We start from the raw sequence: 13,665 nt of genomic DNA on the forward strand, positions 1-13,665 counted from the left end.
CAATGCAATTTGCATATTCAATAAGAGGATTCTGTATTACAATAAAAGGCATTATCATGAAAAACAGACTTGAGCTTGTTGCCCGCATTTACTTAGTATTGCTGATGATGTCCATCACGTGTTCTGAAGCGCAAACTTTATCGTATCGTTTTGTTAATGTTGACGGTATCATTTCCATGGAAGCGGAAAATGCCGACCGTATCGTCGGCTGGAAGCGGATTGACGGCAGAAGCAATCATGCTCTGCAGGATACCTCGGAGCAGGGCAAAGGTTACATGACTTTTTCCATTCTCATTGACCAGCCCGGCAAATACTGGGTGTCGCTGCTCTGCTTGGCGCCGCTTGGCGATACCTCCAAAAACGACTGCTTTGTCTGTCTCGACGGCGAGAGACTCTACGGCATCGACGACAAGACGCGGCCGGACGGCATGCGTTGTCATACGGCAACGTTTCAGTGGTCGTCTTTGCCCAAAGGACCGGGTGGGCACACGCCCGAGGTCATCAAGGAGCATCCGGTCTATGCGCTGGTAAAAAAGGTGGGGGTGCATGAGTTCAAAATCGCCTCGCGCAGCAAAGGGTTTTGCATCGACAAAATCGTTTTGAAATTGGATGACAAAACGCTGCCGACCGGTTTAGGCCCGGAGGAAACAACAGCCACGTCAGTGGGGACGGTTGAGGATTAGCCGGTACGGTTTGCAATGCTGCGAAATTATCCGAATCCGTTCAACGCCCAAACCACCATATCGGTCGATCTGCCCCGAGACGACCGCATACAGTTGAGCGTTTACGATGTCTTTGGGCGAAGAGTAACCACGCTCATTGACGGCGCCCTGCCGGCAGGAGACTATCGTTTTGCTTTTGATGCCGGAACTTTGGCAAGCGGCACCTATTTTTACCGCCTGCTCTCCGGCAGCGGCGACATTGTCCGCAGCATGACGCTGGTGAAATAATCGTAGGGCAAGTTAGCAACTTGCCCTACAAACGGTCAGTCAACTTTTTCTGCAAAAATAACTCTTAACCTCGTTCCCGCGCTGCAGCGTCCAGCTGTGAAAACCTTTGGTCTCGACCTTTTCGATCAGCGGCGCGGGCACAAAGCCGGTGATCAGTTCGAGGATCTCACTCGTCTGAAGTTTTTCCACCTCCTGGAGAACAAGGCTGATCGGATGCTCGCCTCGTTCCAGCATGGGACGCGCGTCGATGCTTTTCACGATCGTTCCGGTTTTGAACCATAACGGCGGTTCGGCAGCTTGATCCGAGAGACTTTCCAGTCTAAGCGGTGGTTGACCGGCCTGCTCGCGGAGGCGATTGACCAGGTCGGCAATCGGAACGTTGCCGACCTGTGCCGCCTGCGCCAAAGAAGTCATCCGAGCGATCGTCCTGCGCAGAAACGGATTTCTCAGCTTTTCGAATGCCGGCGCCAGAGAGACGAGCAGGCTTTCCAGCTCAGGGTAAGCCTCGAGCAGTTCAAAGATTTTTGTTTTGGGGGTTATTTCAATAATATGCATGATTACGCCTCATCTTTTGCATATGAGAGCAGTCTTTGCTCGCCCTGCAGAGCCCTTAAGGCCGTCAGGTCTTGCGAAACTTCCAGCGTGCCCAAATACTCACCTTTCTCATTTCGCAGCGCAAAGTATTCAATATGAATAAAACGACCGCCCATCTGAATCCAAAACGGTGCGCGGCTTTCTTTGCCGCTCTTGAAATCATTGAGAATCTGTTCGACGACATGTACGCTGGAGGGCGGGTGGCACATGCGCACGTCGCGGTTGAGGATCGAGCGATTACGGTCAAAGATGCGGTGTTTGCCTTGCGAAAAATATTTGACCTTGTCGTCCTTGTCGACAAAAGTAATATCCACAGGCAGGGTGTTCAACATAACGGTCAGCTCTTCCACGGTCATGCTTCCGCTGGGCAATTGAATGCGTTCGCCAACCAGCTTTTCTTCAACCGGCTCGACAACGCCTTCAGGATGCCATTTGACCTGCGGATCATAGAGGCAAAAACCAATCTCGAGCGAGTCGCGGTCAATCTGCTGCCAGTCGCCATCCGTAAAGCGCTCCAGGCACATGGGGAACAGTATCTGTTCCTCTTTGTAAATCATTTCTTCGAGTGCCGCCGTCGCGGGTTTGAGGATGAATTCGATCATCGACTCGATGTCTGAGAGGGTAATTTCTCCCGGCGCATTCAGTGCTTCATGCGCTGCCTTGAGCAGATCGCGCACCTCGTCGTGTTTACCCCACATCACCACCGGAGGACCGGTAATGCCGAGTTTCTCGAGATAGGGGAAAACCAGGTTTTCTTTGCGGCGATAATGTTTATCGACGTCGCTGAGACGGTTGAAATGCACTTTAAAGCTGTTGAGCAGTTCTGTGGCGTTCAGTTCCTTAGTTTTGCGGAAAAGCGACTCCAACTGTGCGATCTCCAGCTGCAGCGCGCGGTTTTCCTGAATAAACGTATGCACCGGATGACCGGGGGGAACAGTGCTCATCTTGGTCTCGGTTACCACGCCTTTCAAAGCCTGCGAATGGACGTCGCACAGCTTCAGCACCTCTTCGACCGGCAGTCCTTCGGAGATCAACTCCTGCTCCACTTCGACGACTTCGCCATAGGGGACCTGCCCGAGCATTTCCTGCAACTGTGCCCGCACCGCTTCGGCGGACTCACCCTCGTGCAGCTTGAGAATCATATGTTTGAGCAGCTGCTTGCGTTTTTCGGTATTATTGATCAATTCACTCATGGTCTATCCTCTCTTTTTTAGACAGAAAAAGATACGATGAAGAAGAACTGAGTGTATTGACGCGGGTCAAGAAAAAGCAGCTTAATGGTGCGATTTAGGCTTCTTTTTCAAAACCGCTGACTTTTTCGGCGGTCCAGCATGTGGAGCAAAGTCAGCAGAGGGTGCCGAAAAAACATACGCGGACCGGCGTAGCGCATGACCGCGCGAATGCGCTCGCGCATGGCCGGCTTGTAGCAATGCGTCGGGCAGTTGACGCAGGCGGGCTTGTCTGAACGGTAGGGGCAGGCGTCGATGCGGCGCTCGGTATAGTCGGCAAGTTCTCGGCAATCGTCGCATAAGGACTTGCCGCCATGATAGGCGCGGCAATAGATCGAAATCATGGCAAGGACGGTACGTTTTTCTCGACGAAGGCGTCGTCTGCTTTTCTTCATGATTTTCGTACTTGCAGTTTGCCTCATGTGTGCAATGCCCTTGCTAATAAAGAATGCTTGAAAATGACGAAAAATATCAGGATGTTATATCATGAAAACTCTATGGGAAATCAAACAACTGTTGCGCGCCGAGATGCCGCGTCTGACCAAAGACTATCACCTCTAATCTCTGGGCGTTTTCGGATCATTTGTATGAAACGAGCAAACGCCGCTGAGCGATGTCGATCTTTTGGTTTCCTTTCGTCAAAAGCCTTCGTTGATCAAGTATATCGAGCTGGAAAATCGCCTTTCCGAATTGCTGAACATGCGCGTCGATTTGGTCATGACTTCGGCATTAAAGCCACGACTTAAGGAAATCATCCTTCGACAGGTCGTTATGCTGTGATCGACCGCGATTACATCGTTTACCTCGAGGACATGCTTGATGCCGTTTTGAAAGTCGAGCAGTTTGTTCAAGGAATGGATTTCCATGATTTTGCTCAAGATGACAAGACGAAATTTCCGGTCATCCGCGCATTGAAGATTGTCGGCGAATCGTGAAAAACATACCACAGACCATTCGCGATGCTCACCCCGAGCTGCCGTGGAAAGAAATGGCAGGAATGCGGGACATGTTGATTTATCAATATTTCGGCATCGACTTGGAAGTGGTTTGGAATACTGTGTCGCTTGCCAATAGTCAAAGCACATTTGCTCGGGATACTCTCGAAAGCACCCTAATGGAGATGTTTCCAATCCCACGAAAAGCTTTGAATAAGCCAATCCGTTTTATTGCGCTAAAACTTGCTCTTAAAAAACTCTTCCCGCAAATACTGATGCATCTGCGCTTCGCGCATCCCTTTGTTCGGTTCGCTTAAGAATTCGAAACGCTCAGGGCTCTCCATTGCCAAGATGGAGTGACACAGGGTGCAGTCATGAGCGATACTTATTCCCTTTTCATCGATCATGTCGGCATTGTGGCAGCGAAAGCAGCCGAGTCTGCGCTTATGGCCGATGTGGCTGGGATAGGTTCCCCAAGTGATCTTCATCTGAGGATGAATGTAAGTGGCATAGGCCTCCTGCAGTACCGTCACCGCCTGGGTCAAGGCATCCGAATGTTTTTGTGCCGCCTCGGTGTAACGGCGCTTGTAAGTATTGTATAGGCGATCGGCGATGCCCTTTTGTGCTGCCTCCTGCGAGGGATAATTGGCCGACAGCGCGCCCAACGCCTCCTTTTTGATAAAGGGCAGAGCCGGATCGAGCAGGCCGCGACGGATTGATTCGTCGACGACGGCCTCGGCTTCCTGGTAAATGTGAGTGGCGCGGTTATGGCAGTCGACGCAGTCCATAACCCGCGGCTTGGATTCGCCGGTCGGGCGGTTGAATCGGCGGTTGCGATAGACGTGCGTCGAGCCGTCCGCCTGCCGGGCACTCACCTCGATCATCGTCAGCCGCTTGTCGTCTTCCGAAGTGTAGATCACCTGATTTTTTGCGCCGACATGCCAATGTGCTCCGGGCGGATGGCCTGGACCGCCGGCATCGATCTTGATATTGAGCGTCGTATAGCGCGGCGTCGACAGGCTGTCCATGGCATAGCTGATGATGGTTTTCAACCTTTGACCGTAAAATTTTTCCGGCCAATGGCAGTGTTCGCAGGTTTCGCGCGCCGGGCGCAGTTGATGCACCGGCGTCGGAATCGGCGTGTTATAGATGCGGAAGGCAGCCAAGTACATTTGCCGCACGCCGTTGAGTTTGGACTTGATCAGCGCATTCACGCCCTCACCGACGTGGCATTCGACACACGGCACGCGCGCATGCGGCGACCTTTGGTAGGTCATCCATTCGGGATTCATTACGGTATGGCAGGCAGTGCCGCAAAAATAGGCTGAATCCATAAAATGCAGCATGCGCAGACTTGCCGTCGTCAAGATGACGACGTTGAGCAGCGTAAAGACTGCTATCGTCCGAACAATTGACGAGCCGAGCAGCCCCGGCTTGAGTTCATCCGGCTCGAACTGCTGATTGAGCAGTTCTTGGGTGCTTTTGCCGGTCTCTTTTTTGAGCTTCGCCCAGCCGATGGGGATAAGGATGAGACCGACGATGAACAGCACGGGAAAAGCAAGATAGGTCAGGAGTCCCAGATAGGCATTCCGAATGAGGCCGACGGTTTGAGCGGCTTCAAAGACGAAAAAGGTGATGACCACAGCCGTGGTCAGTACAACACCCGTTTTGCCGATTCGATTAACCGAAACGCCGCGGATAAAGTTTTTATATTTCTGCCATAGGCTCATCAGACCACTTTCCTTTCAAGATTGCGCGGCCGCTGAGGCTTTTTTCAGCCCTTCAATGATCCGAACAATTAGTCGCCCTCAAAAAGCTTTTCATAAACCTTTTGCATCTCACCGGAGCGAATTTTTGCCTTGAGCTGATCCGTCGGACTGTTCAACCAGGCGTGCATCGGGTCTTTCAGCAACTTTTCGATATAGGCATCGACGTCGGCATCTTGATAGGCTGAAGCTTCGGAAAGGAATTTGAAATAGAAATGCTGCGCCACCTCATAAATGCCGTGCCACCAGGTGTAATCCGGCCCCATCATGCTTGCGCCGTGTCGTGCACGTCGGCCTTCATGATGCCAAAGCTCCCAAAACGTCCATTCGATCTTGTTGGAGAACGAGGCAGGTCTTTCCAACAGCTTCTTTTTCTGCAGCAGATTCATAATTTCGGCGGCAGGCTTGGCAAATTTTTCATTATAGAGTTTAACCAGGGCATCGTATTGATAGTAATGACCGTCGACAAAAGCGCTGCCGTGACAAGCTGAACACACATCCTTCATTGCGTCTCGTTTTTTCTGCCAATTTTCCAATTTGGTCGAAAGAATCGGCCTCAATGTCCAAGAAATTCGAGCGCCGACATCGTGGGTTACCGGCTGCGCGGCTGTAGCCGACATGTGGCAGGTGGCGCAGGTCGGCGCTTCAAAATAGTCGACGCCGACGATCCAGCGATCGGCTTTGAGATTCATCTCATCGATGTGCGTGTAATAGGCATTGCCGTGCTTGGATTCTTCATAAACCTCTTTTTGCGGATGATCCGGGCCGAGGTGACATTTGGAACACGATTCAGGTTGGCGGGCCTGCGCCTTGGAAAAAGAGTGACGCGAATGACATGCATTGCAGGAGCCAAGGGAGCCGTCCGGGTTAATGCGGCCGATGCCGGAGTTCGGCCAGGTTTTGGACGAAAGCCGGTTCTTCTGACGCTTATCGACCATCATTTTGGCGCCGTGACAGCTTTCGCATCCTTGAATGGCAGCCGGATTGCCTCCCGCCACATGCGCCAGATAGGCGTCGTTGGATTCTAAAATCTGACCCGCTTTGGCGTGGTGCGAGCGCGCGACCTGCTCGGCTTCTAAAGAGTGACAGCGGCCGCAATCCTTCGGCGTCACCAGCACGGATACCCAGGAACCGTAATGCTCAAAGGCCTCCGGATCTTTGCTTGAGGCGCCGTGACAATCGACACAGGTCACTTTGTGCAGAGCATGCGATGAATTGAACCATTGGCGGTAGAGGCCGGGGGTTTCAAGCTTGTGGCACGTCATACAAGCGCCGGCAGGGGTCTGAGCCGCCACGGCTTCGCAAAACACCAGTGACACAGCGAGGCAAGCAATCACTCTAAACATGAGCGGCCTCCTTTCAAAAGGTGTGCGATTTTTGGAAAATTTAAAAATACTTGTCGGCTGGTGAATTGATATAGATCAAGAAAAGAGCTTATTTTATGCCGCAATTGAGCCGAAAAATAAAAGCACGAGACTTGCCGCTGCCTACCGAATCGGCCAAAAGGAAAGCAGGGTGAGCATTTCGGCCTTCCAAAAACGCGACCGTTTGCCAGCCGCGATTCTGAAATTTCCATCGCGTCCACGCATCCGGATTTTGCGGCATCTTTTGACTGGTAAACCAAACGATGTAGGCCGCACGATTTTCACACAACCATTCGGCGAGGCTGTCCGGATCGACCTTCGGCAAATCCACCAAACGGATAAAGTCATTGGCCTTGTCCAAGGAGGTAAAATAGCTGACGATGGCAGGCTGGTCGACGGCCATCTTTTCACCCGGCAGACGATGTTTTTCGAACCATTCGCCGACCAATCGGTACTCTGCTTTTTCGATTTTAATTTTTTCAAAGGTCTTTTTCGATAATGACAGACTGAAGCTGGCGACGATAAAAGCCGCCGTCAGAGTCATCAGTGCCGCCCTGCTATGAAAGACAGACTCTTTCCCGCTTAAATATAAAGCTGCGACGAGTACAAAACCGACAACGGCCAATGGATGGAAAACAAGGCGTTGACGGATAAATAAAAAGATGACGGCGACGAACGTTGCCGCGGCAACTAGGCGGATAACCTTGACGTCAATGCGAAGTGATGAGCGGCGGGAGGCAGCCGCTTTTTCAACAATCGTCAGGATACCGGCGATAATAAAAAGAATAAAAACCCATACACCCAACACCCCATAATCGCGGCTTGGGAACGGCCAGATGAGGTGCATGGCGATGAATCCTGCCGCATAGACCGTCAAAGATGCGACGGCTTGTCTGGAAACGCGAAATATTCTATAAAAGCCGAACAATCCGACGAGCACGGAGATGGTTGACGTGAGTTTTAACGGTAACGGTATGATCTCTAGCAGCTGTTCGGCAAAATCCTTCAGAAAATCGAAATTTACCCGTAACCCTTCAAAGTAATCTCCATAGCCGGCTCCTTCACCGCCGCCGGAGTGCAGGAGCGTCCAAATGACAATAAACGAGCCGGAAAGAATGGAAAGGAGAAAAGAACGCAGCTTTTGCCGCGAAAACAAGAAATCGGCTGTAAAGAACGCCGCAATGGCCACTGCGCCCTCATACCGAAGGAGCGTCGCCAGCGACGCCGGGAAGAAGGCCTTCTTGTTACCCTGCAGATACCAGTCGAACGCCCAGAGGATGCAAAAAAGCGCCGCCATGTCCGGCTTGGGTTTGACGGCCATCAACAGCGTAGAGGGATGGATAATCCACAGCCAGGCGATCCAAAAAGCTGCATTGCCGATAAGCCGTTCAGAGATTCGGTAAAGAAAGAACAACGCGCCTAAAGCAGAGGCAAGCGTCAACAGCTCGGCAACATAAAGGACTGCGTATTTGCCGGCAAACGGCGCTGCCAGGAGAGCGGTCAATAAAGGAAAAAGCGGCGGCCGTTTAAAATCTTTCGGCCAGGAAAACGATTGGAGGAGCTTGGCTTTCTCGTCAATGTCGAAAAAATCGCTTGCCGGAACATAAAAGTGATTGACATGCGGAAGTAAATAGAGAAAAGCGATGGCCAGCAGTACAAAAAGCGGCAGGTGTTTTCGGGGCAGTGTTTTCATGCTTCTTGTCAGCATGCTGATTTCTTTTCGATGACCAGCACAATGTAATCGCAAACGCCGCTGCGCATCAGATACTCTTTTTGGATGACGAGCGAGTCCGGCAACAGCTTTTTATACTCCGCAGCGGGACGAATATGGTCACCTTTGTCGAGTAAATGAATCAGACGCCCGATCGGATGAGTGCCTTTTGCCAAAACAACGTCTTCCAGCAGCACCAACCTCCCGCCCGACGCCAACACGCGCCCTGCTTCTCTCAACAGGGCCCGACTCAATTCATCATTGAGATGATGCAGCACGCCGACGATCACCGCCGATCCGAATGTCCCATCCGCAAAATTCAAGGCCGTTGCATCCATCACGTGAAACTCGGCCGCATAATGATGGCGTGCAAACTCGATATAGGCCGGCGAAATGTCGATGCCGACATACCGATCGGGAGGAAAGAGAACTGAGAGCTCGCCGGTTCCGCAACCGATGTCCAGAACCTTGCCGTTAGGCAGACCGAGTTCTTGTTTCAACACCTGCTTTTCGCCTTGGAAGTCGTTTTCTAAAATCCTGCGCAGGAAGATAAATAAGGCCGGATTGGCGGCCATGCTGTCGATCAAGCGTTTAATCATGATTCCTCAGGGTTGTTTTTGCGAACAGGACTCGCCGGCCTTTATATTCGGCAAGAGAACAAGCGATTTCCTATAGTAAAAGGCACATTGATTTCAACCTCTGGTTTGAAATATAAACTTGTTCAAATCGAAAACCAATAATTAAGCTTGACCAAATAGATGTTTTGCGCCGACGCATCGAGCAGCGAAGAAAAACCATTCTCGAAGGATGGAGAAAGGATGTTTTCATAACTGCTGCGGCCGTGCGTCCATACAAAATAGAGCGTCGAGCCGGGATGGAACTCCCAGCGTGCGACAAAATTCGACCGCAGCTCGCGAAAACTGAAATCGGGGTTGTAGAAAAAAGCACCGTTCTCTTTAATAGTGTATTTGCCGTCGGCGAAGTCGAGCTCATCTTTGCCGTAAACGTGATAAAGCCGGTTGTAATCGTCGGCGCGCGGCGCTACGATGCGCTTGAAATTCTGATAACTGCCGACCGAAATGTAGGGATTCGCATAATACTGCAATGTGAACTCGGGAGACAAGGATATATCGAGACGAAGCGTCATGCCGGCGGTTTTACGCGCCAGCTCGCCGAGGATGTATGTCGTGGCATCGCCGTTGTCCAGCGCTGTTACGTATTGCAGGGCATTGATGTTGTCCGATAGCGAGATATTGCTTTGCAGCCTTATGCGGTTGCTGACCTTCCAATTGACGAACGGGCCGATATCCAACGTCTTGGTAATTCCGTCATCATGGCGATGGGTGTGCAGACGAAGTCCGGCGCTGAGCATTTTTGAGCGGTCGGTAGAAAGATTGACCATCGTATGCACCCATCCCTGCACGCGAACAGCCGGACCGCCGCGCAGGAGGCGGGGATCGAGTTGATCGTTTTCGCGATAGACGTTCCAGAACAGATTCCATTTATTGCTGAACTCGCTTTCCAAGGAAAGCATGAATCTTCTGGAAAGCAGCTCGCGGCCGAAATTCAGACTTTGATCGTATCCGCCTTCGATGGTGTAGGTGCGAAAGATGCCCTGCGGCCGATTCTCCACATATCCTATTTCACCGCCTATATTAATTAGGTCCGCCTCGGACATAAATCCGAGGTCGTTCAGCTCCAAGCCGGGACTCCGCCAATTTACCCCTGCCCGCCAGCGCCAATTGCCGTTGGCGCCTTTGCCGACCGCAATTGACCCGCCGTGACCGTTCAGCTGGGTAAGCGTCGTATCGAGCTCGACATGATCGGCGTCCGGCCGCTGAAAGTACCGGGAGGATGCGGTCTGCAGGCTTGTTAAGGCTGTAGTGCTTCCCTGAACTGTGCTGAAAACTGCCTTGGCGTCGATAAAGTAGGTCTTATTTTGCCAATAATGCCGTAGATCCAAACCGCCTGTATAGGCCTCCCGCGGCAAAAATTTCAACGACTGATCCTCGATCCTGCGGTTAACGGCCGTGAGCATGCCGCCGAAAATCGTATTGCTGCCGTTGTAATCCTTCTGCACTCTGCCGACGAAATAGTTGGTCAGCGGTTCGACGGGTTCCGAAAAGCGTCGATCGCCCTCTGCGATTCGAGCAAATTCTTTGCGCGTCAGGCTTTCCAGAATGCCGACGGAAAGGCCGTCTTTCGATTTGCCGGAGATTTTGGCGGCGCCGAGGATGGAGGTGTTGCCGGGAATGTCGGCATACTGCCCTATGCTCAACATCGGAGTCCGGCTTGGAGCATGGCCGATGCGCCGTGAATAAAAAAGTTGGTTATTTTCCAGCTCGAAATCGAAAATCGTCTTGCCTTCCAAAAAGAAGGGACGCTTTTCTTCGAAATAGGTCTCAAATACCGTCAGATTCAGCACCGCCGGGTCGGCCTCCACCTGGCCGAAATCGGGATTGAGGGTAACGTCCATGGTAAAATCGCTGGAGAGGCCGAGTTTGGCATCGGCGCCGAAGGTCGACTCGTTGCGGCTGCCGGTAAACGGATTCCCCGCTTCGAGAGGATGCCGTCTGTTCTGCATTCGTGCATAGGGGAGCAGTTCGATGCGGCGGCTTTTGGGCAGATCGCGAATGCCGTGCAGCTCACCGATGTCGTACATGCGGCCGGGCGTGTCGCGCGGAATGAGCGCCCATTGATCCTCCTCCTGAAGCCTGTTGATCCAGCGCCAAACGTGCAGTCCCCACACCTGCTCGGACCGGTTAGCATAACGCAGTTGACTGAGAGGAATGCGAAACTCGGCCGTCCAGGCGCTGTCTTCGTAAGCGGTTTTGCCGTCCCATACGGCATCCCAGCTGGTATCCCATCCTTCGTTGGTCAGGATGAGATCGATTTTGCTGCCGCCCGCTGTAAGATCGAATTCAAAGCCGGTGCGATGATCATAGTAGCTGTCGAAACAGACGCCGACCAGGTCGCCGGAGAACTCGTCGCGACGGCCGCGATGGCGGTCGACCAGCTTCATATCGTCGAAGGCGCGGACGGCAACGTAAACGTTGCGGTTATCGTAAAGAATTTTTACGGCGGTTTTGGCCGAAGGCTCGGCGCCTTCGCGGGGGATTTGTTGGCGAAAACCGCCGGACCAAACGCCTTCATTCTGCCAACACGGATCATCCAACCGTCCGTCGATGTTCGGCGGCGCGGAGGTCAGGCGCTGCGCCAGGTAGATGCGTTTTCCGGCTTCGTTTCGGTATACAGTTGTATCGATTCCGGAGGTGTTTGCCAGAATGAACGATGATGCACCGATGAGCAGAAAAAGACTTTTTCTAATCATACTTCACAGTTCCAGTTTGTGCACGGGAGACCTTATGTGCAAAAAATACGAAATGTTGTGCAGAGGCTGGAGTAAAGAAAGGTAAATTTGGCAAATCAACAACGCTTGATGTGCACTGCTTTGATTTCCGGTGCTTCGGCATTCGGCAGGCGCAAAAGCCGCAGGCGAAGGGCTGTCCGGCCTTGTTCCAGGCGCATTTTGCCGACGGTAAGTCGCCGCCATTGTTGTTCAAAGACTTCCTTGCGCGGCACGCGGTCCGGCGAGGGAATCGGCGGCGGTGCATAGGCTTGGCGGATGACTCCGGCAAGCCGCTGTTTGAACGCTTCCAGGTAAAATTCGACGCCGATGGCGGCTGCTTCGCAGCGATAGTCGATCGACACCTCATAGACACCGTCTCTCACTACAACGATGGGCCACTCCGCGTAGGCTTTGAGACTGCTCCAGTCGGTGATATAATCGTTTGCCCAGCCGGTATTGCCGGCGAAACGGATTCCGGCGCCGTTCTCCGGAAAAAGATGTGCTTCGTGAGCGTGCAAGACTACTTCAGGTCGGCCACTGTGGCCGATTTCAATGGGTATCGGCTCTAAGCCGTTTTGTATAACGGTTTCCCACCATTCCTCGTAGGAGGCAAAGAGCGACTCGACCATCGCCGGATTGCCTGCAGCGATGTCGTGCTCTTCCTGCGGATCTTGGAAAAGATCGTAAAGCTCAAGATGATCGGATCCGACGATAAGTCGATGACGGTTGGTCCGCACCGAACCGTAAGGCGGCCAGTAGTCGAAAAGCATGCGATCCGGCAAAGGCTGGTTTTGGCCCATCAGCAACGGAGCGAAGCTGATGCCGTCGAGCGGCAGCGTGTTCGGGCGCGGCAGTTCGAGGAGATCGATCAGCGTGGGCAGCAGGTCATAGTGCGCGGCAATCGGCCGCAGCTTGAGCCCGGCCTCGATTTGTCCGGGCTTGCGGATAAAGCAGGGCACGCGGGAGCCGCCTTCGTAAGGACTCCCTTTTAAGCCGCGCATGCCGCCGTTAAAGCGCCGAGTGTTCGGTCCGTTGTCGCTGAGAAAGACCACAAGGGTCTCCTGCGCCAAATCGAGTTCATCCAGCCGGCGCAGGATGCGGCCTATTTCCTCATCGAGATGTGCGCACATCCCGTAGACGCATGCGGTCTCGTCGTCCAAGCCGACTGCTTTGAATTTGTCGAAATAGGCATCCGGCACTTGAAAGGGACTGTGAGGGACATTGTAGGCAAGATAACAAAAGAACGGCCGTCCGTGGTTACGTTCGATAAAGCGGATCGCTTGATCGGTGAGAAAACGGGTAATATAACCTGACGCGCGAAATTCCCGACCGTTGCGCAGCAGCAAGGGATCGAAATAGTTGTTCAAATGGCCGCCGTTAAAGCCGACGAATTCCTCAAAACCCTGGCCGTTCGCATCTTGGGGATAGTGTGCGCCGTTGTGCCATTTGCCGAAACAGCCGGTCGCATAGTGATTTTGGCGCAGGATTTCCGCCAACGTCACCTCGCTGCTGCGCATAGTTTCTTCGCCGCGGGTGATGCCGTGAACTCCGGTTTTAAGAGCATGACGGCCGGTGAGCAGACTAGCGCGCGTCGGAGAACAGTATGGGGAAACGTAAAAGTATTCAAACTGAGCGCCTTCCTGGGCGATTCGATCGATGTTCGGCGTGGACAGCAGTCGATTACCGTGCAGCGAAAGATCCCCCCAGCCCATATCGTCGGCCAGAATGAGAAGAACATTCGCCGGTCTGCGGCGGCGGAAGTGGGCG

The 13,665-nt window shown here is 52.8% G+C and carries 13 protein-coding genes and 1 pseudogene; 5 read left to right on the top strand and 9 right to left on the bottom strand.

Annotation, left to right across the window (positions count from 1 at the left end; genetic code table 11):
* Window positions 1–56: 56 nt before the first annotated feature.
* Window positions 57–683 carry a hypothetical protein gene (locus tag ONB24_01635; protein ID MDZ7314802.1) on the top strand — a complete coding sequence of 209 codons (627 nt, stop codon included), beginning with the start codon at window positions 57–59 and terminating at the stop codon, window positions 681–683.
* A gap of 15 nt (window positions 684–698) precedes the next feature.
* Window positions 699–950 carry a T9SS type A sorting domain-containing protein gene (locus tag ONB24_01640; GenBank protein MDZ7314803.1) on the top strand — a complete coding sequence of 84 codons (252 nt, stop codon included), beginning with the start codon at window positions 699–701 and terminating at the stop codon, window positions 948–950.
* Between the two features lie 39 nt (window positions 951–989).
* Here the strand turns inward: ONB24_01640 and ONB24_01645 are convergent, their stop codons facing one another.
* The 3 genes from ONB24_01645 to ONB24_01655 all read right to left on the bottom strand — a co-directional run bounded on the left by ONB24_01645 (window position 990) and on the right by ONB24_01655 (window position 3,168).
* Window positions 990–1,505: a DUF1858 domain-containing protein gene (locus tag ONB24_01645; GenBank protein ID MDZ7314804.1), complete on the bottom strand. Its 516-nt coding sequence runs from the start codon at window positions 1,503–1,505 to the stop codon at window positions 990–992.
* A gap of 2 nt (window positions 1,506–1,507) precedes the next feature.
* Window positions 1,508–2,737 carry a DUF438 domain-containing protein gene (locus ONB24_01650; protein ID MDZ7314805.1) on the bottom strand — a complete coding sequence of 410 codons (1,230 nt, stop codon included), beginning with the start codon at window positions 2,735–2,737 and terminating at the stop codon, window positions 1,508–1,510.
* Window positions 2,738–2,844: 107 nt separating this feature from the next.
* A complete protein-coding gene (locus ONB24_01655; protein MDZ7314806.1) occupies window positions 2,845–3,168 on the bottom strand; it encodes a nitrous oxide-stimulated promoter family protein in 324 nt (107 codons plus the stop codon).
* A 91-nt stretch (window positions 3,169–3,259) separates the two neighbouring features.
* Here ONB24_01655 and ONB24_01660 point away from each other — a divergent pair.
* From ONB24_01660 to ONB24_01670, 3 genes and pseudogenes are all read left to right on the top strand, one after another.
* Window positions 3,260–3,553 (top strand): annotated as a pseudogene (locus ONB24_01660) (nucleotidyltransferase family protein).
* Window positions 3,554–3,585: 32 nt separating this feature from the next.
* On the top strand, window positions 3,586–3,708 hold the full coding sequence (locus ONB24_01665; GenBank protein MDZ7314807.1) for a hypothetical protein: 123 nt from the start codon (window positions 3,586–3,588) through the stop codon (window positions 3,706–3,708).
* 62 nt (window positions 3,709–3,770) lie between these two features.
* Entirely contained in the window at window positions 3,771–4,025 is a 255-nt protein-coding gene (locus ONB24_01670; protein ID MDZ7314808.1) for a hypothetical protein, read from the top strand.
* On the opposite strand, the gene ONB24_01675 is transcribed toward ONB24_01670, so the two are convergent.
* The 6 genes from ONB24_01675 to ONB24_01700 all read right to left on the bottom strand — a co-directional run bounded on the left by ONB24_01675 (window position 3,945) and on the right by ONB24_01700 (window position 13,610).
* Window positions 3,945–5,438: a NapC/NirT family cytochrome c gene (locus tag ONB24_01675; protein ID MDZ7314809.1), complete on the bottom strand. Its 1,494-nt coding sequence runs from the start codon at window positions 5,436–5,438 to the stop codon at window positions 3,945–3,947. The genes ONB24_01670 and ONB24_01675 overlap by 81 nt on opposite strands.
* A gap of 68 nt (window positions 5,439–5,506) precedes the next feature.
* Complete coding sequence (locus tag ONB24_01680; GenBank protein MDZ7314810.1) at window positions 5,507–6,820, bottom strand: multiheme c-type cytochrome; 1,314 nt, start codon at window positions 6,818–6,820, stop codon at window positions 5,507–5,509.
* Between the two features lie 88 nt (window positions 6,821–6,908).
* Window positions 6,909–8,531 (bottom strand): hypothetical protein, encoded by a 1,623-nt coding sequence (locus tag ONB24_01685; protein ID MDZ7314811.1) that lies wholly within the window; start codon window positions 8,529–8,531, stop codon window positions 6,909–6,911.
* A gap of 8 nt (window positions 8,532–8,539) precedes the next feature.
* On the bottom strand, window positions 8,540–9,148 hold the full coding sequence (locus ONB24_01690; protein MDZ7314812.1) for a class I SAM-dependent methyltransferase: 609 nt from the start codon (window positions 9,146–9,148) through the stop codon (window positions 8,540–8,542).
* Window positions 9,149–9,270: 122 nt separating this feature from the next.
* Window positions 9,271–11,880: a carbohydrate binding family 9 domain-containing protein gene (locus ONB24_01695; GenBank protein ID MDZ7314813.1), complete on the bottom strand. Its 2,610-nt coding sequence runs from the start codon at window positions 11,878–11,880 to the stop codon at window positions 9,271–9,273.
* A 95-nt stretch (window positions 11,881–11,975) separates the two neighbouring features.
* Window positions 11,976–13,610 (bottom strand): arylsulfatase, encoded by a 1,635-nt coding sequence (locus ONB24_01700; GenBank protein ID MDZ7314814.1) that lies wholly within the window; start codon window positions 13,608–13,610, stop codon window positions 11,976–11,978.
* Window positions 13,611–13,665 lie beyond the last annotated feature (55 nt).

The organism is candidate division KSB1 bacterium (assembly GCA_034505495.1).
In the GTDB taxonomy this organism is placed as follows: domain Bacteria; phylum Zhuqueibacterota; class Zhuqueibacteria; order Residuimicrobiales; family Krinioviventaceae; genus Fontimicrobium_A.